A 20,458-nucleotide genomic window follows, 5' to 3' on the forward strand; every position below is an offset into this window, starting at 1 on the left:
CGAGAGATTATTAATAAATAAAGGAGGAAAAGAAATGATACTTGATGAATGTTATGTACTGCAAAATGGAGTAAAGATTCCTAAATTAGGATTAGGTACATGGCAGATACCAAATGGAAAAGACACATACGATGCTGTTTCATATGCTTTAGAAACAGGATATAGACATATTGATACCGCAGCAGCATATGGCAATGAAGAAAGTGTTGGCAAAGCAGTAAGAAATTCAGGAATACCAAGAGAAGAAATATTTATAACTACAAAACTTCCTGCCGAATGTAAAGGCTATGATATTGCTAAAGAATGCTTTAACAAATCAATGGAAACACTTAATTTAGGATATATTGATTTGTATCTAATACATGCACCTTGGCCGTGGGATGAGTGGGGAAAAGACTGTACAGAAGGAAACATAGCAAGCTGGCAGGCTATGGAAGAAATTTATGAAGCAAACGAAGCTAAGAGTATCGGAGTATCAAATTTTGCAAAACAGCATTTAGAGCCGGTGTTAGAAATTGCTAAGATAGTACCAATGGTAAATCAAATCTGCTTCCATATAGGTAACAGACAGGAAGAGACGATTGAATTTTGCAATAAATATAATATGCAGATAATGTCATATTCTCCGCTTGCAACAGGAAATATTGTAAATGACAAATATATAGAAGTAATTGCAAGAAAATATGGTGTTACAATACCACAGGTGTGTATAAGATATTCGTTACAAAAAGGCAATGTTGTAATTCCTAAATCTACAAAGAAAGAACGTATAATAGAAAATTCAAAAGTAGATTTTGAATTAACAAAAGAAGATATGGAATATTTAGACAAAAAATAAATATAGAAATAACACAAAATCATAGAAAAATCCTATGATACACTTAAGGTTAATTAACTGAACCTAAAAGAGTTAGAACTAAAATTGGGTAATCGAAGTTTTTGATGGTTTGTCAATCTATTTGATGGTCTTACGTGAGGGTTTGTGATATTAACTAAAGGCATTTGTCACCGCCGGTTCAAATTGACAGCGGATTTTGCTTAGAACCAAAGGTTCTAACAGCAAAATATAGCTGGAGATTTAGAACTGCTGCGAGTGACAAGCAGCGCGAGCGTTATTAAGTTAATATCACAAACCCTCACAATTAAGAAATCTAATAATTAGAAAATCAACGTAACTTTAAAGTGCATCATAGGAGTTTTTTATATCCATCCACCATCAACAGTGATAATCTGACCGGTTAAATAATCACTGCCATTTACTAAAGAGAGTGCAGTCAATGCAATGTCTTTAGGAGTTCCAATACGTCCGGCAGGAATATCGGTTACAATTTCATTGATATCATCTGAAGAAAGGTGGCTGTTCATATCAGTATCAATAATTCCACATGAAATGGCATTAACCTGAATATTTGAAGGCGCGAGTTCTTTAGCTAAAGCTTTTGTAAAAGAATTAATTGCACCTTTAGTTGCTGAGTATGCGACTTCACATGAAGCACCGACATTTCCCCATACAGAAGAAATGTTAATTATTTTACCTGAATGGTTATGCAAAAAATGAGGAACCAGTTCTTTTGACAAAAATATAGGCGCTGTTACATTTGTATTCCAAATATAATTCCAATCGTCAATTGATAAATCCTGAATTAATCCAACAACAGATATTCCTGCATTGTTAATAAGAACGTCAACTGAAATATTATTATTCTTTAAAAATTTAATTAAATTAGATATAGTTGACTGCTTTGATAAATCACCCTGAAACAGGAAAATATTAACATTATATTTTGAAAGCTCATTTTTTAAAGAACTTAGGGTGTCAATATTATTGTGACAGGTTGCTACGATATTAAAACCATTTTGAGCAAAGATAATTGCAATTTGTTTGCCGATTCCACGGGAGGCTCCCGTTATTAAAACTGTTTTATTCATAATTAATATAATATCAGTAATGAAAAATTAGTTATATTAAAACTTCAATGTATTGAAAAATATAAACGTATAAAAAGTTTTTACACAGAAGTATAAAAAGTTTGTATTTATAAAATTTTTTATGTTAAAGTATTTCAAAACATTAAAACTTTTCCATAGTTGATAAAATCCTTCCTAAAAACTATTATCAACACAATAATAACACATATTTAATATAAATTAATATAGATATAGTAAATTTAGAATAATATAAATTAATATTTAGATATTAAAATACAATGAAATAATTTGCCACAAAATTGATTTAATTTGTTCACAAAAAGCAAATAGATAACTGGTAATATATAAAATTGTTGTAGGAAGCATTATGAAAATGACACTTATTTAATGCACTATTGATAGTGTAATAGTGGCATGAATTGTCAAAGTATCTTTGTTGACAATAATAGACAGTGTTGTTATAATGTACAACGTAATAATTTTGTAATAAATAGTGAAAGTACACGGAGGTTTACATGAAGCACTATAGAAATATGACAGCGTTAGCGTTTGGAGTATTAGCAGGAACAGCAATTTTTGCAGGTGGAAAAACGGTAGCGGCTGACACATTAGACACTGAGATTGCAGGTGCTGGAATTGCAGTTGCGTTGAATGATTACACAGCAGGTGTTGCAACAGAAGCAGAAACACAGGCTACAGATATTTCAACTTTAATTCCACAGCAGTCGGCAGAAGAAGCACAGCAACAGGCAGCTCAGGCAAGTAAAGATAAGGAAAACAAATATTTTGAGGATATTGCAATTACATCTGTAACAGGTGATGATTACGTAAACGTAAGAAAGAAACCTAGTACTGAAAGTAAAGTTGTTGGTAAAGTATACAGCAATTGTGGCGCAGTTATTCTTGAAACAACAGAAGACGGATGGTACAAAGTCAGATCCGGAAACGTAACAGGTTACATAAAAGCTGATTATTTTGTAACAGGTTCAGAAGCAGAAGATTATGCATTGGATGCAGGTTATGTTATTGCTAATATGAATGACACAGGTATTCGTGTTAGAACAAAGCCTACTACAGAATCAGAAGTTGTGACTAACGTTTACCAGAATGAACATTATGTTATTAAGAAATTTAGTAAAGATGGATCATGGGTTAAGATTAAGATGAAGAAACCTGATGGCGAAGGAAGTATGAGTGGTTGGGTTTCAGCAGATTTCGTTGATGTTACAATAGATATGGATACTGCGATTACACTAAAAGAAGAAAAGGCTATGCAGGAAGCAATTTTAGCTGAACAGCAAAGAGAAGCAGAAGCAGCTCAGGCAGCTATAGATGCACAGCAACAGGAGCAACAGAATCAGAGTAATACATCAGTTAATTATAATTCAAGTAGTTCAAGTTCAAGTAGTAGCAGTTCATCAAGTAGCAGTAGTTCATCAAGTAACTCAAGTTACAGTAAACCTGCAACAAGTAATAGCTCAAGCTCAAGCAGTTCATCAAGTAGCAGTAGTTCATCAAGCAGCTCGAGTAGCTCAAGCTCATCAGGTAGTGCTGCTGCAGTTGTAGCATATGCTAAACAGTTCTTGGGCAACCCATATGTTTATGGTGGCTCAAGTTTAACAAATGGAACAGACTGCTCAGGATTTACAATGTCAGTATATAAGCATTTTGGATATAGCTTGAATAGATCATCATATACACAGGTATACAATGGTGCAAGTGTATCAACAGGAAACTTACAGGCAGGTGACTTGGTATTCTATAAATATGGTGGCAATTCAATTAGCCATGTTGCTATTTACATAGGTGGTGGACAGATTATTCATGCATCTACAGAAGAAACTGGTATTATTATCAGTGGTGTAGGTTCACCTTGTGCAGCAAGAAGAATTATGAACTAAGAATAACATATAAAATAAGACCGAATTTTTCGGTCTTATTTTTTTGGCTCTTTGTCAAGCGTGGGGGTAATCCGAGTTTATACCAGGCTGTTAATAACATTAACAGCCCATGTTTCTTTTTAGTTAAATATGTTGGTAATTAGGGAGTAAAAAAGTAAATTGTTTTAGAATTTCGAAATTAATTCTTAAAGTATTAATCCGCACTGAGAAAATGGTTCATAATATTGGAAAAAAGTCAATAAAAAAATAGTGAAAATTACCAAAGAAAATCATTTTTATTACTAATACACAAAACAGACGTTCTTTTACGCCGTAAAACAAAATACGACATGAATCAACAAAAAATAATGTTAATAGTGTTAATAACTAGATTGATAACTTGTTTTAAAGGGAAAAATGCCAAAAGAATATGTTAATAACTCAAATAATGGAGGAAAATGAATGTTAATAAGTTAAGGTGTCAAATTGTGCAATTTATACAAAAACATATGTCGAAAAAGATGTATGGAAAAATAGTGTAAATTTGTTAATAAAATAACACAAAATAAATGTGAAAAACTTGTAAATAAAGTTTGCTTTTCGCTTGTTAAATCTTATGATTATATGGTATAATTAATCCATCAGAAACGGAAAGGAAGTGGTACCATGAAAATTAAAATCATAGGTAGAGGCATTGAGATTACAGACGGATTAAGACAGGCAGTAGAGGACAAACTTAGCAAGCTTGAGAAGTATTTTGTACCAGATACAGAGATTATTGCCAGACTCAGTGTTGAAAAGGACAGTCAGAAGATTGAGGTAACAATTCCAGTAAAGGGAACTATTATTAGAGCAGAGGAGGAAAGCAGCGACATGTACGCTACAATCGATTTAGTATTAGAAACGATTGAGCGCCAGCTTGTTAAACATAAAAATAAACTTGTTGACAAGAAGAAATCATATAAAGAGTTATTTACATCAGAATTTATAGATGCAGATTACGAAGATGAAGAAGAAACAATAAAGATTGTTAAGAGTAAGAAATTTGGAATTAAACCAATGGATCCTGAAGAAGCTTGTGTTCAGATGGATATGCTTGGACATAATTTCTTTGTTTTCCTTAACTCAGAAACGGATGAAGTAAACGTTGTTTACAAGAGAAAAGGAAATACATACGGATTAATTGAACCGGAATTTGATTAAGATAGTTAAATAAATATTTAGATAATTATAAAAAGGAACTGCAAATGGTAAATGCCATTTGCGGTTCCTTTTTTGGCTCTTTGTAAAGAATGGAGTAAACCAAGTTTATAACCGGGATGCTAATAACATTCACAACCTCGAACTTTTCTTTTGCATACAGAAAACTAAGATTACAAATAATAAACATTGGATGCATTAAATGTTTATTAAGTAATATGGTGCAAGAGATTAATTAAAGAATAGAATCAAAAGCAATAGAACTGTAATATAAATATAAAAATATTTTTATGAACATATAATAAATATTTAGATGTTAAAAACGATTCAAAGCAAAACTGACTAGACAATTTGCATAAAAAATATGGCTGCCAAATATCGAAATATACAAAAATTACGTTTACGAATAAAAGCAGTTTTATTTTATAGAAAAAAAGTGGGGTAAATTTTATAATATAAACAGTGCAGTAAAACGTAAAACGTTAGGGGTTTTGCTATATGAGGTTTAGATTGCACGCTACGATTGGGCGCACATATGTGCAATATATTGAGGAGGTTTTGATTATGCGAAATGCAAAAAGAATTGGCAAGAAATTGCTTGCTTCTTTTTTGTGTGTAACAATGACAGCAGGATTACTTACGGGTCTATATACATACAAGAACAATAAAGAAGTAAAAGCAGCAACAACAGGTTTTACCAGCAATGATTTCTTAAAATGTGATGGTACATCAATTAAGAATAATTATGGTAAAGGAAACATGGTGTACTTAAGAGGTACAAATACGGGAGGATGGCTTGTACAGGAAAGTTGGATGTGTTCTACAAATGTACGAGACCAGAAAACACTTATGTCAAATCTTGAAAACAGATTTGGAAAAAATACTATGTATGAATTACTTGATTTGTATGAAAACAACTATTGGTCAGAATCAGATTTTGACAATTGTAAGGAAATGGGAATGAGTGCAATAAGGGTTCCGTTTACTTACATGAATCTATACAAATATGACAATTCTAAGTCAGATTGGGTTCTTAGGGATGATGCTTTTAAAAAACTTGATTGGTTTGTTGAAGAATGTAGTAAGAGAGGAATTTATGTAATTTTAGACTTACACGGAGCATTTGGTTCACAAAACGGACAGGATCATTCAGGGGAAGTAATTGACAACGTATCTGACGTAACGTTTTTCTCGAATAACTATTATAAAAATAAAACATTAGAATTATGGAAGACAGTAGCGGCTCATTATGCAGGAAATCCGGCAGTGGCAGCTTATGATACCTTAAACGAACCGGGAGAAAAAGCCGGAACTACATCTTCTAAGCATTGGGCATTTTATGATCAGATGTATAAAACAATAAGATCAGTTGACCCTGACCATATTATCATTATGGAATCATGTTGGGGAACTGCAAATCTTCCAAAACCATCAGATTATGGATGGAGCAATGTAATGTATGAATATCATCACTATACATGGAATTATATTAGTGATTTACAGGGACATAAAGATTCATGTAAAAATCTTATTAACAGCATAAATAATGCTAATTATGGAGTTCCTACATATATAGGTGAATATACATGTTTTGGATTGGAAGATGCATGGACATATGTTATGGATGAATTTAACAAGGCAGGATGGAATTACACATCATGGGCATATAAAACAAATAATTCGGGTTCATGGGGAATTTATCAGGAAAAGACAACGCAGAAGGTAAATCCTACATCGGATTCTTTAGCAGATATTAAGGCTAAATGGAGCAAGGATTCAATTGGCACAGGTTCAAAGAGTAGTAATGGAATTGTGTATAATACAATGAAAAAAGCTATGCCGGGAACAATTGTTTTTGCTGATAAGGCATTAACAGATGTGGATTATTTCTCAATTAAGGCAACTATAAATAACAAATATGTTTGTGCGGATAATTATGGACAGTCTAATTTAGTAGCTAACAGAGATTCTGCCGGTGCATGGGAACAATTTAGAGTTATTTATAATTCAGATGGAACAGTATCTTTCCAGTCTAGAGCAAATAATAAATATTTATGCGCTGTTTTTGATGATACAGATAAAGAAAACCCGGTAATTCCAAGAAGTAATGCAATTGGAACATGGGAAAAATTTTATGTTGAAAAACAGAGTGATGGAACATATGCGATTAAAACATATTTAAATAATTATTATGTTCAGACAGATATAAATGATACAACATCAGGAATATTACATGCCTGTGGAACTTCAGTTGGAACATGGGAAAAGTTTGCACTGGAAGCAACTAATGCATCTGCAATTCCTGGAAATAGCCAACCTGAAGAAACAACTACACAGCCAACAGTTGAAACAACAACTACACAGCCTGTAACAGAAACAATAACTGAAGCTGTGACAAAACCACAGACTGAAGGAAAATTAATTTCAAAGAACAAAACAGTAACAGTTTCAGGAAACGAAAATGATACATTTACAGGAAAAAATATAGTTGATGGTGATGATGGAACAAGATGGTCATCAGACTTTGCAGATAATGCGTGGGCATGTATTGATTTGGGTAAGACATATGAAATTAATAATATGGTGCTTAAATGGGAAGCAGCTTATGCAACAGAATACAGAATAGAAATTTCAAATGATGGCGCTTCCTGGACAACTGCAAAGACATTAAATAATCAGACAGGAGGAACTACAACAGTATCTCTTAATGGAGTAAAGGCCAGATATGTAAAGATGCAGGGTGTTAAGAGAGCGCTCCCTTATGGATATTCTATATGGGAAGTTGAAGTTTATGGAAATGAAACTCAGGATGATTCAGAGCCTGAAGTAAATGTAGATGTACCTGACACACAGGGCAAATATGGAAACAATTTTAAAGCAGTAGCGTACTATCCAAACTGGTATGGAGATATTACATCAAGCATTCAGTGGGATAAATTAACTACAGTAATATATTCATTTGCGTTGCCAAATGCATCAGGTGTACTTGATTCTGTAGATGGTTCTGCAAATGTAATTAACAGTTTGATTGAGGCAGCTCATAATAGTGGAACAAAAGTAGAAATGGCAGTTGGAGGCTGGTCATATTCAGATGGAAGTTTGTGCCAGTATGCATTTGAAAAAGCAACAAATACTGACGCAAAATGCAGAAGCCTTGCAAATAGTATTTTATCAGTAGTTGATAAGTATGGATTCGATGGTGTTGATATTGACTGGGAATATCCAACAGCAAGTTCGGCAAATCAATTTACGTCATTCATGAGATATTTGAGAGAAGGATTAACACAGAGAGGATTGACATTATCGTCAGCAGTTGCTGCTACCAGTGGAACATATCAGACTGATGAAGTTCTTAACATGGTTGACTGGATTAATGTTATGGCATATGACGGAGATAGTGGAGCAGGACATTCACCATATAGCTTACTTACAAATTCATTTAACTATTGGAACTCAACAAGAAAAGTAGACGCGTCTAAAATTGTACTAGGTGTACCTTTCTATGAAAGACCTAACTGGGCGTCATATGCAGATGTAGTTGCTAATAATTCAGTAAATGCATATAAAGACTCAGCAGTTATTAACGGAACAACAGTTTACTATAATGGTTTAGATACAATGGCTAAGAAAGCTACATTTGCAGCACAGAATGCTGGTGGTATCATGATTTGGGAAATTAGCCAGGATAGTAAAAATGCTACATATAGTTTGTTGAACCAAATTTACAAATCAGCTACGGCTATTGTTGGTACAGGTGGAAAAGCTACAGTAACGCAGGTACCGGGAACTGTAAAAGTAGATTCGTTTGGTGGAAAGACAAGTTCAATTACAATGAATACATTTGATAATACAACATATGCAGGAAATTTAACAAATGGATCATATTTAGACTATTATATTAAAGTCCCTTCAAAGGGTAATTATACAGTTGATTTGAAATTAGCTGCCGGAGATAGCAAATATAATGCAGATAACATAATTGTGAAGTTAAATGATAATAATGCGGCAACAATGGCAATTACAGCAAGCAATTCATGGACAAACTTTATTAGTCATAAAGTTACAATTAATTTTGCAGCAAAAGGAACATATAAATTAACTTTAGTTGTAAATGGAGGAGCATGTAACATAGCTGATTTTACAGTTGAAAAAGAAACACAGACTATTCCGGAAGAAACAACAACTACAACAAAGGAACAGGAAACAACTACAAAAGCACCTGAAACAACAAAGGCACCTGAAACAACTACAACAAAGGCATCAGAGACAACAACTACAACAAAAGCGCCTGAGGTTACAACAAAGACACCTGAAACAACAGAAAATGTAAGCCGGTATCCAACATGGGATAGTAATACTGTATATACAAATGGAAACAGAGTTTACTATAACGGCAAAGTATATCAGGCTAAATGGTGGACAGTTGGTGAGAATCCTGAAACTTGTGGACAGTGGGGAGTATGGAAACAAGTGTGATGTTAACAAATATTTTACAAAATAGTAACAGTATGCAGGGGATAATATGTTGAATAAAAAACTCTTAAGTGATACAATATGCTAGTGTGATTATAAGGTTATTGAAACGTTATTATCATAGAAATACATAATTGGGAGTATATAATGAGCGCATTTAGTAAAGTATTTGGCACTTATAGTGACAGAGAGATTAAAAGAAATCAGCATACGCTAGATAAGATTGAAAGCTACAGACCGGCTATGATGGAATTGTCGGATGAACAGCTTAAAGATAAAACGACAGAATTCAAGGATAGATTATCAAAAGGAGAGACTTTGGATGATTTACTTCCGGAAGCATTTGCGGTAGTAAGGGAAGCTGCGAGAAGAGTTCTTAATACAGAACACTATAGAGTTCAGCTTTTAGGTGGTATTATTCTTCATCAGGGTAGAATTGCAGAAATGAAAACAGGTGAAGGTAAGACACAGACATGTTTACTTCCGGCATATTTGAATGCTTTGGAAGGAAAAGGAGTTCATATTGTTACAGTAAATGAATATCTTGCAAACCGTGATGCTGAATGGATGGGACAGGTTCACAGATTCTTAGGTTTAACTGTTGCATGTGTTACTGCTGATATGGATCATGATGCTAAGAAGGCAGCATATGATTGTGATATTACATATATAACAAATAATGAATTAGGATTTGATTACTTAAGAGATAACATGGTCGTTTACAAGGAACAGCTTGTACAGAGAGGATTACATTATTGTATCATCGATGAAGTTGACTCTGTTTTAATTGATGAAGCAAGAACACCTTTGATTATTTCAGGTCAGAGCGGTAAGTCTACTAAGTTGTACGAAGCTTGTGATATTCTTGCCAGACAGATGGAAAGAGGTACAGCAAGCCCTGAATTAAGTAAGATGGACGCTATTATGGGTGTTGACATTGAAGAAGATGGCGACTTCCTTGTAAACGAAAAGGACAAGATTGTAACATTAACTGCTCAGGGTATTGAGAAGGTTGAAAAATTCTTCCATATTGACAATTATGCTGATGCAGAGAATCTTGAATTGCAGCACAATATGATTTTAGCATTAAGAGCGCATAATCTTATGTTTAAAGATCAGGATTATGTTGTAAAAGATGATGAAATTCTCATTGTAGATGAATTTACAGGACGTATTATGCCGGGCCGTCGTTATTCAGACGGATTGCATCAGGCGATTGAAGCTAAGGAGCATGTAAAAGTTAAGAGAGAAAGTAAGACACTTGCAACTATTACATTCCAGAATTTCTTCAACAAATATGATAAGAAAGCCGGTATGACAGGTACAGCCCTTACAGAAGAAAAAGAATTTAGAGATATTTACAGCATGGATGTTGTAGCAATACCTACAAACAGACCTGTAGCAAGAATTGATCATGATGATGCTGTATTTAAAACAAAGAAAGAAAAATTACATGCAGTTATAGAAGAAATAAAGAAATCCTATGCTAAGGGACAGCCTGTATTGGTTGGTACAATTAACATAGATGCATCTGAAGAAATAAGTGCATTATTAAAGAAGGAGGGAATTCCTCATAAAGTTTTAAATGCTAAGTATCATGAATTAGAAGCTGAAATCGTAGCAGAAGCAGGACGTCACGGTGCGGTTACCATTGCTACAAATATGGCAGGTAGAGGTACAGATATTAAACTTGATGATGAAGCAAGAGCAGCAGGTGGATTAAAGGTACTTGGAACAGAAAGGCATGAATCAAGACGTATTGATAACCAGTTAAGAGGTCGTTCAGGACGTCAGGGAGATCCGGGTGAATCTAAATTCTACATCTCATTGGAAGATGATATAATGAGATTGTTCGGTTCAGAAAGACTTATGTCTGTGTTTAATGCATTAGGAGTTCCTGAGAATGAAGAAATTCAGCATAAGTCATTAAGCAAAACAATCGAAAGAGCTCAGAAGAAGATTGAAGGAAATAACTTTGGTATTAGAAAGAACTTATTAGAATTTGATAAAGTAAATAATGAACAGCGAGAAATTATTTACTCAGAAAGAGAAAAAGTTCTTAACGGCGATAATATGAGAGATGCCATTGTTAAGATGATTACAGATGTAGTTGAAAATGAAATTGATACTTACATTGGAGATAATCAGCCATCATCTGAATGGGATCTTGCTGGATTGAATCAGAGTATTCTTGAAATTATGCCAATAAAGCTTTCATTGACAAAGGATGAAATCCTTAATTTATCAAAGGCTGAATTTAAGCAGACACTTAAGGCGGCAGCAGTTAAATTATATGAAGATAAAGAAGCAGAATTCCCTGAACCCGAACAGATAAGAGAAATTGAAAGAATTGTTCTTCTAAAGGTTATTGATAGAAAATGGATGGATCATATCGATGATATGGATCAGTTAAAACAGGGAATAGGCCTTATGGCTTATGGACAGAAAGATCCTGTTGTAGAATATAAGATGCAGGGTTACGAAATGTTTGAAAATATGATTCTTAATATCAGATTTGAAACAATAAAAATGTTAATGCATCTTCAGGTAGAACAAAAAGTTGAGCGAGAAGAAGTTGCTCAGGTTACCGGAACAAATAAGGATGATGAAGGAGTTAAAAAGCCAAAGCACAGAGATGTTGCTAAGGTATATCCAAATGATCCTTGTCCATGTGGATCTGGTAAGAAATATAAACATTGCTGTGGAAGAACACATTAAGAGGAAGAGGACAGGACAACACCTGTCCTTTCCTAGTGTTAACAGAAAGTAAAGCAATAAATTGAAACAGTAAATTATATCTGTTAAAAATATAGGAGAAAAAAATGAACGAAGTTCATTTTTTCCTATAAATGTTTCCGACGAATAGCCACTGACCGAAGGGAGGGGGCAATACATATTATAGGAGAGAGTGATGATAGAATTAGATGAAATAAAATATCGATTGACTCCATATGAAAAAGAATTAGACGAAATAAAAGATGCTTTGGATTTGCAAAATAAAGAAGAAAGAATCATTGAGCTAGAAAGAACAATGGAAGCTCCGGGCTTTTGGGATGATATGGACAAAGCACAAAAATATATGAAAGAGCTCAAAAATTTAAAGGATTCAATAGAAACATATAATAATTTAAAGAGTTTGTATGATGACATTTTAGTCTTAATAGAAATGGGAGAAGAGAGTGAAGATGCAGAAATTGCTGAAGAGGCGAAAAGTTCAATGGATGAATTTGCTTCTAAAGTGGATGAAGTAAAGATAAAAACTCTTTTGTCAGGTGAATATGATAAATATAATGCAATATTAAAGTTAAATGCAGGGGCAGGTGGAACAGAATCCTGTGATTGGACAAGTATGTTGTATAGAATGTATACGCGTTGGGCTGAAAGTAAAGGATTTACAACTCAGGTTTTAGATTTTCTAGAGGGTGAAGAAGCGGGAATAAAATCCATAACTGTGCAGATTAATGGAGAAAATGCATATGGGTATTTAAAATCAGAGAGAGGTGTTCATAGACTTGTAAGAATATCTCCTTTTAATGCAGCAGGAAAAAGACAGACTTCATTTGCTTCATGTGATGTAATGCCTGATATAGAAGAAGACTTAGATGTTGAAATTAATGATGATGATATCAGAATAGATACATATCGTTCAAGTGGAGCAGGTGGACAGCACATTAACAAAACCTCATCGGCAATAAGAATTACTCATTTACCAACAGGCATAGTAGTTCAATGTCAGAATGAACGTTCACAGTTGCAAAATAAAGATAAAGCAATGAAAATGCTCAAAGCTAAATTGTATCTTTTAAAACAGCAGGAAGAACAGGAAAAGAAATCAGGAATCAGAGGAGAAATAAAAGAAATAGGCTGGGGAAGTCAGATAAGATCATATGTAATGCAACCGTATACTATGGTAAAAGACCATAGGACAAATGAAGAAACAGGGAATGTAAGTAGTGTTTTAGATGGCAATATAGACCAGTTTATAAATGCATATTTAAAGCAAAATAGTATACAGGGAAAATAAATTAGTATGCAAAGTAACGAAAAATAAGTTGCAGTATAAAATTAACTATGTTAAAATTTTGAAAGTGTATACATAAATTTGTTATGCAAATAAGCAATGATAATGAAACAAGCGAGGAAGAGATAATGATTAATGTAGCAATTTTAGGATACGGAACAGTAGGCTCCGGAGTGTTTGAAATTTTAGATACAAACAAAAAATTGATTGGGGAAAAAGCAGGACAGGAGATAAACGTAAAATATGTTTTAGACCTTAGAGATTTCCCTGGTGACCCATGTGAATCAGTATTGGTTCATGATTTTAATACTATTTTGGAAGATGATGAAGTTGAAATTGTTATTGAAGTTATGGGCGGATTAAAACCAGCTTACGATTTTGTGAAAAAATCACTTTTAGCAGGCAAGAGTGTTTGTACATCAAATAAAGAATTAGTAGCTAAATATGGCGCAGAGTTAATTCAGATTGCAAAAGACCACAACAGAAACTTCTTGTTTGAAGCAAGTGTTGGAGGTGGAATACCGATTATAAGACCGTTAAATCAGCATATTACAGCAGATGAAATTTGTGAGATTGCAGGTATCTTAAATGGAACTACAAATTATATCCTTACAAAAATGGATAAAGAAGGTGCAGATTTCCAGACAGTATTAGCACAGGCACAGGAATTAGGATATGCAGAACGTAATCCGTCAGCAGATATAGAAGGATTTGACGCAGTTAGAAAGATAGCAATATTAGCATCACTTGCTTATGGCAAATCAGTTGATTTTGAAGATGTATATACAGAAGGAATAACAAATATTACAGATATAGATTTTAAATATGCGGCAGCTATGGGAAAATCTATAAAGTTATTAGGAAAATGTAAAAAAGAGGCAAACGGAATAGTTGCATCTGTAACACCAAGATTATTATCACCAAGTCATCCATTGTTTAACGTTGAAGGCGTTGTAAATGGAATCTTAGTAAGAGGAAACATGGTTGGTGATTTAGTATTTATCGGTAGTGGCGCAGGAAAACTTCCAACAGCAAGTGCAGTTGTATCAGACGTTGTAGATGCTGTAAGACATTTGAATATTCCTGTGACAGTTATATGGGATAAAGAAAAGTTAGAATTATTAGAATTTGGCAAATCAAGAAAGTCTTTCTTTGTTCGTGTTGAAGGTGATGAAAAAGATAAGATTGAAGAAGCGTTTGAAAATGTAACATACATAGATGCAGGAATTGAAAATGAAATTGGTTTTGTTACAAGACCGATGTCAGAAGATGAATTTAAGGCTGCATCAGAAAAATTAGAGAATATTATTACAAGAATAAGAATTGAAGAATAATATTAAGGGATATTAAATTAAGTTAAATTTGCATTAACAGATTAATGTTTATGTAAATAATAATTGATAGCAATTTATAATAAAAAAACATATATAATATAAAGGCCGTAATTCGGTGTGAGAGGATTGAAAGAAAATGGAAGAAACAAAGGTTGTTAAATTTGGTGGAAGTTCACTTGCTGATGCAAAACAGTTTAAAAAGGTTGCAGACATAATATTGTCTGATCCGGAAAGAAGATTTGTAGTTGCATCTGCACCTGGAAAAAGATTTATTGAAGATGTTAAAGTTACAGATATGTTATATAAGTGCTATGAATTAGCATCTGAAAGCGAAAATTTTGACGAATATTTTCAGATGATTAAAGACAGATATAACAATATTATTGCAGACTTAGGATTAAAAGATTTTAGCCTTGATGAAGATTTTGAGATAATTAAAGGCGCATTTGCTCATATGGCAGGCCGTGATTACGCTGCAAGCCGTGGAGAATATCTCAACAGTAAAGTATTAGCAAAATATTTAGGATTTGATTTTATCGATGCAGGAAAATATATCTTCTTTGATGATCAGGGTAATTTTGACTGGACTAAGACAGAAGCAAAATTGGCACCAAAGCTTGCTAAGACAAACAAGGCAGTAATACCTGGATTTTATGGATCTATGCCAAATGGAACAATAAAGACATTTTCAAGAGGTGGTTCTGATGTAACAGGATCAATAGTTGCTAGAGCAACTAAAGCTAAATTATACGAAAACTGGACAGATGTTAGCGGATGTCTTATTTGTGATCCTAGAATAGTTAACAATCCGGAACCTATCAAGACTATCACATATAGAGAATTACGTGAATTAGCATATATGGGAGCAACAGTATTGCATGAAGATGCTATATTCCCTGTTAGAGCAGCAGGTATTCCTGTAAACATCAAAAATACAAATCAGCCGGAAGATAGAGGAACAATGATTGTTTCTGAGTCAGCTGAACATTGCGATCATATTATTACGGGTATTGCAGGTAAGAAAGGCATGTCTGTAATTAATATAGAAAAAGATAAGATGAATAGCGAAATCGGATTTGGTAAAAACGTATTACGTGCATTAGAAAAGAGTAATGTAAGTTTTGAACATATGCCATCAGGTGTAGATACAATGAGCGTTGTAATTGCAACTGAAGCATTAGCAGGCAAGGAAACAGCTATTATTGACGAGATTAAGAGCAGAGTACATCCTGATCAGATTTATATCGAAAGTAATCTTGCACTTATAGCAGTAGTTGGTAGAGGAATGAAGAGTGCAAGAGGAACTGCAGCAATTTTATTCTCAGCATTAGCTGATGCAAGAGTAAATATTAAGATGATTGACCAGGGTTCTTCAGAACTTAACATTATCGTTGGTGTTGAAGAAGAAGATTTTGAAGTAGCAATAAAGGCAATCTACAAGAGATTCATTGGCATTAACCAGTAAATAGAGTATATGATGCGGAATAAAACCGTGTTAATAATATTTTTAACCGTATATTAAATATAATTCTTCAGGGCAGGGTGAAATTCCCTACCGGCTGTATTTATGCAATGCATATAAGCCAGCGAGCCGAAAGGCATGATATGGTGTGATTCCATAGCCGACAGTAAAGTCTGGATGAGAGAAGTAATAAGATTAATAATTATGATATTAATAATCTCATGAAAAGCACCTGAACCAGGTGCTTTTTTTCTTTGCTCTGTATAAATAATATATTAATTTTCAGAAAGGAAGTAAAATTAAATGAAAAAATTATTTACAACAAAAAATTTAGCGTTGATGGCTATTTTCGCGGCTATTGCTGCAATACTCATGGTCCTTATAGAAATTCCGGTAGTGTTTATAGCGCCGTCTTTTTATAAGCTTGATTTTAGTGAGATACCTATTTTGATAGGAACATTTATTATGGGACCTGTATCAGGAATAATTATGGAAGCTATAAAGATTGTGCTTAAAATATTACTTAAAGGGACAACAACAGGTTATGTTGGAGAATTGGCAAATTTTTGCATAGGATGTTGCCTTGTTGTTCCGGCGGGAATAATATATAAATTTAAGAAATCTAAAAAGGGAGCATTCATAGGGATAGTAGTTGGTATTGTGTTAATGGCAGTTGCAGGCGCAATTCTTAATTATTATGTAATGCTACCGTTTTATGAAAAGTTTATGCCGTTAGAAGCAATTATAGAAGAAGGAGCAAAAGTAAATCCGATAATTAAAGATAAATGGAGCTTTGTTTGGGTTGCAGTAGCACCATTTAATGTATTTAAAGGAATAATAGTTGGAATTGTAACAGGAATATTATATAAGAGAATAAGCACATTTATAAAAAAACTCTAGAAATAAATAAATTGAAATGTAAAAAGATATTGTTTATAATTATGTGGTGATTATAAACAATATCTTTTTGTTTTGACAAATATTTGCTGTTTGTTATGCAAATGTTTTTGTTGTGTAGGAAAAGCTCATATGGGCTTAGACCTTTTGACTCTGGCATTACAATATGTTTTGCCATAAAAGAAAAGAGGAATAAAATTTATGATATATGAAACAAATTCGCCTGATGAAACTTTTGAGATTGGGAGAAAGTTAGGACAATCTGCGAAAGCAGGACAAATAATTTGCCTAAATGGTGATTTAGGTGTTGGAAAGACTGTTTTTACACAGGGATTTGCAAGCGGACTTGGCATAAAAGAATGCGTAAATAGTCCAACTTTTACAATTGTACAAATATATGAAGAAGGCAGGATTCCGTTGTATCATTTTGATGTATATAGAATTGGTGACCCTGAGGAAATGTATGAATTAGGATATGAGGATTATTTCTTTGGAGAAGGAGTATGTCTGATAGAATGGTCGAAACTCATAAGTGAACTGATTCCTGACAATGCATCAACAGTTTTGATAGAAAAGAATTTAGAAAAAGGATTAGATTATAGAAAGATAACGGTGGAATAAAGATGAGAATATTAGCAATAGACAGTTCTTCGTTAGTGGCATCAGTTGCAGTGGTAACAGATGATATATTAACGGCAGAATATACAATAAATTTTAAAAAGACACATTCGCAGACATTGTTGCCAATGATAGATGAAATTAGCAAAATGATAGAATTGGACATGGAAACTATAGACGCTATAGCAATAACAGGAGGACCGGGTTCATTTACCGGACTACGTATAGGAAGCGCTACAGCAAAAGGATTTGGATTAGCACTTAATAAGCCGATAATAAATGTACCGACAATCGATGCTATGGCATATAATTTTTATTCCAGCAATTATATTATTTGTCCGATTATGGATGCAAGACGTCAACAGGTATACACTGGAATATATTACTTTGAACAGACACATATGAAAATATTAAAAGAACAGTGCGCAATTTCTGTAGAGGATTTGATTGATGAGCTAGATAAGATAGGAAAAACAGTAATGTTCTTGGGAGATGGAGTGCCTGCATATAGAGAAATTATAGATGAAAAAATGAAAACTGAGCATTTATATGCCCCATGCCATATGAACAGACAAAGAGCATCGTCACTTGCAGCTTTGGCACAAATATATTATAAAAATGGAAAAATAGAGGAGGCTAGTGAACATAGACCTGATTATTTGAGACTTTCACAGGCTGAAAGGGAAATGCTTGAAAAGCAAAAGAAGGAAGAAAAAATAAAACAGTTTTCATAATTTGGTTTTATAGAGATAAAGGATAAGGGTAATATGGTAAAAATAGAAAAGATGAGCGAAAAGCATATAGCCCAGGTAGCGGAGATTGAAGAGAGCATATTTTCTGTTCCGTGGTCACAAAAAGCATTTAAAGATTCGCTAGAATTAGATAATACTGCATTTTATGTCGCTATAGAGGAAGAAGGGGTTATAGGATATTGTGGCGTTTATAAGGTTATGAATTCCGCTGATATTACGAATGTAGCTGTAAAAAAAGATAAGAGAAAAAAAGGTGTGGCTAAGCAGTTGCTAAAAGAGGCTATTAAAGATGCTAAAAGTGAACAAATTAAGGAAATAATGCTTGAAGTTAGAGAAAGTAATGAAGCCGCAATATTTTTATATGAAAAAATTGGATTTCAAAGTATTACAAAACGAAAAAAATACTATAAACATCCGGTAGAAGATGCAATTATAATGCTATTAAAAATATAAATATACTTCTAGATAGTGGAATGCCAAAGGTTTCCACTATTTTTTTGTCGAAAAAAATAATATGATGATTGCATCAAAAGAAAGGATTAAAAATATGAAAAAGATGAATAGCAAAGGTAAATATGAAATTTTTTGTCATAAATGTGGAAAGAAAATGCAGATGACAAATGGAATAGTTACGGAAGGAATAATTAGATTACAGGGAAAATGGGGTTATTTTTCTAATAAGGATTTACAGATGCATACAATGGATTTATGTGAAGAATGTTATGATTCGATAACTACGTTATTTAAATATCCGGTTGACGTTACAGAATATATTTCAGTAGAGGATGATTACTATACGTTAGAACAGGTATAAAAAATTACATCCTTTTCATAAAAAAGTCTTTGTGCTATTATACAACATAGAGTTAACAAGAGTATTAAAAGAATTATTAAAAAAATTCTTTTATAGAAAGTGGAGAAATTTATGCTGGATGTATGTTTGTTAGGCACAGGAGGAATGATGCCGCTTCCAAGAAGATGGCTTACAGCTTTAATGTGCAGATATAATGGAAGTAATATATTGATAGACTGTGGGGAAGGCACACAGGTAGCTATTAAGCAAAAAGGCTGGTCGTTTAAACCTATAGATGTTATTTGCATAACACATTTTCACGCAGATCATATAAGTGGATTGCCGGGATTGCTGCTGACTATGGGAAATGCAGAAAGAACAGAACCATTAACTATGATAGGACCAAGAGGTCTTGAAAAAGTTGTTAAGGCTTTGAGAATGATAGCTCAAGAATTGCCATTTGAAATTAATTTTATCGAATTAAGCGGCGACAGACAAATAATTGATATTGGAGAATACAAAATCAACGCGTTTAAGGTAAAGCATAATGTAACATGTTTTGGATATTCAATTGAAATAGACAGAAAAGGAAGATTTAATCCGGAAAAAGCAAAAGAACTTAATTTACCCGTTAAATGTTGGGGATTGCTCCAAAAAGGAGAAACAATAATTTATGAAGATAAAAAATATACTCCGGATATGGTTATGGGTGAAAGAAGAAAGGGTCTTAAGGTTACTTATACAACTGATACAAGACCTGTTCAAGCGATTGTTGAAGCAGCAACAGGAGCCGATTTGTTTATTTGTGAAGGCATGTATGGAGAACCTGATAAAGAAGCAAAAGCTAGAGAATATAAGCATATGACTTTTAAGGAAGCAGCTACTATTGCAAAAAAAGCAAATCCGAATGAAATGTGGCTTACTCACTATAGTCCGTCACTTGTAAAACCACAGCTTTACATGGATACAGTCACAAAAATATTCCCGAATGCTAAAGCAGGCAAGGATGGAATGTCAGTCGATTTGAAATTTGAAGAAGAATAACGAGGTATAAAAGTGAAAGAAGTAAAGATATTAGCTATAGAAAGTTCTTGTGATG

The 20,458-nt window shown here is 33.4% G+C and carries 16 protein-coding genes and 1 riboswitch (1 of these 17 running past the window's edge); of the genes, 15 read left to right on the forward strand and 1 reads right to left on the reverse strand.

Going from position 1 to position 20,458, the window contains the following annotated elements; translation table 11 throughout:
• Positions 1-34: 34 nt before the first annotated feature.
• Positions 35-838 (forward strand): aldo/keto reductase, encoded by an 804-nt coding sequence (locus CCC31_RS12070; protein ID WP_022088078.1) that lies wholly within the window; start codon positions 35-37, stop codon positions 836-838.
• Positions 839-1,200: 362 nt separating this feature from the next.
• Here CCC31_RS12070 and CCC31_RS12075 read toward each other — a convergent pair whose 3' ends face one another.
• Positions 1,201-1,929, reverse strand: coding sequence for an SDR family NAD(P)-dependent oxidoreductase (locus CCC31_RS12075; RefSeq protein ID WP_022089652.1), 729 nt, complete (start codon positions 1,927-1,929; stop codon positions 1,201-1,203).
• A 515-nt stretch (positions 1,930-2,444) separates the two neighbouring features.
• Between CCC31_RS12075 and CCC31_RS12080 the strand changes: the two genes are divergently transcribed.
• From CCC31_RS12080 to tsaD, 14 genes are all read left to right on the forward strand, one after another.
• Positions 2,445-3,830 carry an SH3 domain-containing C40 family peptidase gene (locus tag CCC31_RS12080; protein ID WP_022089651.1) on the forward strand — a complete coding sequence of 462 codons (1,386 nt, stop codon included), beginning with the start codon at positions 2,445-2,447 and terminating at the stop codon, positions 3,828-3,830.
• Between the two features lie 645 nt (positions 3,831-4,475).
• Positions 4,476-5,012 carry a ribosome-associated translation inhibitor RaiA gene (raiA, locus tag CCC31_RS12085; protein WP_022089650.1) on the forward strand — a complete coding sequence of 179 codons (537 nt, stop codon included), beginning with the start codon at positions 4,476-4,478 and terminating at the stop codon, positions 5,010-5,012.
• A 561-nt stretch (positions 5,013-5,573) separates the two neighbouring features.
• Complete coding sequence (locus CCC31_RS12090) at positions 5,574-9,485, forward strand: glycosyl hydrolase family 18 protein (protein ID WP_290851819.1); 3,912 nt, start codon at positions 5,574-5,576, stop codon at positions 9,483-9,485.
• Positions 9,486-9,629: 144 nt separating this feature from the next.
• The gene (gene secA, locus CCC31_RS12095) at positions 9,630-12,200 is read left to right on the forward strand and encodes a preprotein translocase subunit SecA (protein ID WP_147586688.1); all 2,571 of its coding nucleotides are present in this window, start codon (positions 9,630-9,632) and stop codon (positions 12,198-12,200) included.
• A 193-nt stretch (positions 12,201-12,393) separates the two neighbouring features.
• Positions 12,394-13,506 (forward strand): peptide chain release factor 2, encoded by a 1,113-nt coding sequence (gene prfB / locus CCC31_RS12100; RefSeq protein WP_022089647.1) that lies wholly within the window; start codon positions 12,394-12,396, stop codon positions 13,504-13,506.
• Between the two features lie 125 nt (positions 13,507-13,631).
• A complete protein-coding gene (locus CCC31_RS12105) occupies positions 13,632-14,837 on the forward strand; it encodes a homoserine dehydrogenase (protein ID WP_022089646.1) in 1,206 nt (401 codons plus the stop codon).
• 136 nt (positions 14,838-14,973) lie between these two features.
• On the forward strand, positions 14,974-16,302 hold the full coding sequence (locus CCC31_RS12110) for an aspartate kinase (RefSeq protein ID WP_022089645.1): 1,329 nt from the start codon (positions 14,974-14,976) through the stop codon (positions 16,300-16,302).
• Between the two features lie 59 nt (positions 16,303-16,361).
• Positions 16,362-16,492, forward strand: a riboswitch (FMN riboswitch).
• 110 nt (positions 16,493-16,602) lie between these two features.
• A complete protein-coding gene (locus CCC31_RS12115) occupies positions 16,603-17,199 on the forward strand; it encodes an ECF transporter S component (RefSeq protein ID WP_022089644.1) in 597 nt (198 codons plus the stop codon).
• Positions 17,200-17,397: 198 nt separating this feature from the next.
• A complete protein-coding gene (gene tsaE / locus CCC31_RS12120) occupies positions 17,398-17,817 on the forward strand; it encodes a tRNA (adenosine(37)-N6)-threonylcarbamoyltransferase complex ATPase subunit type 1 TsaE (protein ID WP_117910382.1) in 420 nt (139 codons plus the stop codon).
• A 2-nt stretch (positions 17,818-17,819) separates the two neighbouring features.
• Positions 17,820-18,548 carry a tRNA (adenosine(37)-N6)-threonylcarbamoyltransferase complex dimerization subunit type 1 TsaB gene (tsaB, locus tag CCC31_RS12125; RefSeq protein ID WP_178515549.1) on the forward strand — a complete coding sequence of 243 codons (729 nt, stop codon included), beginning with the start codon at positions 17,820-17,822 and terminating at the stop codon, positions 18,546-18,548.
• A gap of 33 nt (positions 18,549-18,581) precedes the next feature.
• Complete coding sequence (gene rimI / locus CCC31_RS12130; RefSeq protein ID WP_022089641.1) at positions 18,582-19,019, forward strand: ribosomal protein S18-alanine N-acetyltransferase; 438 nt, start codon at positions 18,582-18,584, stop codon at positions 19,017-19,019.
• A gap of 94 nt (positions 19,020-19,113) precedes the next feature.
• Positions 19,114-19,380 carry a hypothetical protein gene (locus tag CCC31_RS12135; RefSeq protein ID WP_117910453.1) on the forward strand — a complete coding sequence of 89 codons (267 nt, stop codon included), beginning with the start codon at positions 19,114-19,116 and terminating at the stop codon, positions 19,378-19,380.
• Positions 19,381-19,491: 111 nt separating this feature from the next.
• Complete coding sequence (locus CCC31_RS12140) at positions 19,492-20,403, forward strand: ribonuclease Z (RefSeq protein WP_178515548.1); 912 nt, start codon at positions 19,492-19,494, stop codon at positions 20,401-20,403.
• 12 nt (positions 20,404-20,415) lie between these two features.
• Positions 20,416-20,458: the 5' portion of a tRNA (adenosine(37)-N6)-threonylcarbamoyltransferase complex transferase subunit TsaD gene (gene tsaD, locus CCC31_RS12145; protein WP_363348601.1), read on the forward strand. 977 nt of this gene lie beyond the right edge of the window; the window shows 43 of its 1,020 coding nt (coding positions 1-43); the start codon lies at positions 20,416-20,418; its stop codon lies off the right edge, out of view.

The sequence above is a fragment of the Eubacterium sp. LMAG:50 genome, assembly GCF_008680265.1.
Taxonomy (GTDB): domain Bacteria; phylum Bacillota; class Clostridia; order Lachnospirales; family Lachnospiraceae; genus Eubacterium_U; species Eubacterium_U album.

What these genes read in the sequence shown, in the direction of transcription:
- prfB (WP_022089647.1), top strand. Translation starts at nt 12,394, where the DNA reads ATGATAGAATTAGATGAAATAAAATATCGATTGACTCCATATGAAAAA.
- CCC31_RS12115 (WP_022089644.1), top strand. Translation starts at nt 16,603, where the DNA reads ATGAAAAAATTATTTACAACAAAAAATTTAGCGTTGATGGCTATTTTC.
- CCC31_RS12140 (WP_178515548.1), top strand. Translation starts at nt 19,492, where the DNA reads ATGCTGGATGTATGTTTGTTAGGCACAGGAGGAATGATGCCGCTTCCA.
- CCC31_RS12090 (WP_290851819.1), top strand. Translation starts at nt 5,574, where the DNA reads ATGCGAAATGCAAAAAGAATTGGCAAGAAATTGCTTGCTTCTTTTTTG.
- tsaE (WP_117910382.1), top strand. Translation starts at nt 17,398, where the DNA reads ATGATATATGAAACAAATTCGCCTGATGAAACTTTTGAGATTGGGAGA.
- CCC31_RS12105 (WP_022089646.1), top strand. Translation starts at nt 13,632, where the DNA reads ATGATTAATGTAGCAATTTTAGGATACGGAACAGTAGGCTCCGGAGTG.
- CCC31_RS12135 (WP_117910453.1), top strand. Translation starts at nt 19,114, where the DNA reads ATGAAAAAGATGAATAGCAAAGGTAAATATGAAATTTTTTGTCATAAA.
- rimI (WP_022089641.1), top strand. Translation starts at nt 18,582, where the DNA reads ATGGTAAAAATAGAAAAGATGAGCGAAAAGCATATAGCCCAGGTAGCG.
- CCC31_RS12075 (WP_022089652.1), bottom strand. Translation starts at nt 1,929, where the DNA reads ATGAATAAAACAGTTTTAATAACGGGAGCCTCCCGTGGAATCGGCAAA.
- secA (WP_147586688.1), top strand. Translation starts at nt 9,630, where the DNA reads ATGAGCGCATTTAGTAAAGTATTTGGCACTTATAGTGACAGAGAGATT.
- tsaB (WP_178515549.1), top strand. Translation starts at nt 17,820, where the DNA reads ATGAGAATATTAGCAATAGACAGTTCTTCGTTAGTGGCATCAGTTGCA.
- CCC31_RS12070 (WP_022088078.1), top strand. Translation starts at nt 35, where the DNA reads ATGATACTTGATGAATGTTATGTACTGCAAAATGGAGTAAAGATTCCT.
- raiA (WP_022089650.1), top strand. Translation starts at nt 4,476, where the DNA reads ATGAAAATTAAAATCATAGGTAGAGGCATTGAGATTACAGACGGATTA.
- CCC31_RS12110 (WP_022089645.1), top strand. Translation starts at nt 14,974, where the DNA reads ATGGAAGAAACAAAGGTTGTTAAATTTGGTGGAAGTTCACTTGCTGAT.
- CCC31_RS12080 (WP_022089651.1), top strand. Translation starts at nt 2,445, where the DNA reads ATGAAGCACTATAGAAATATGACAGCGTTAGCGTTTGGAGTATTAGCA.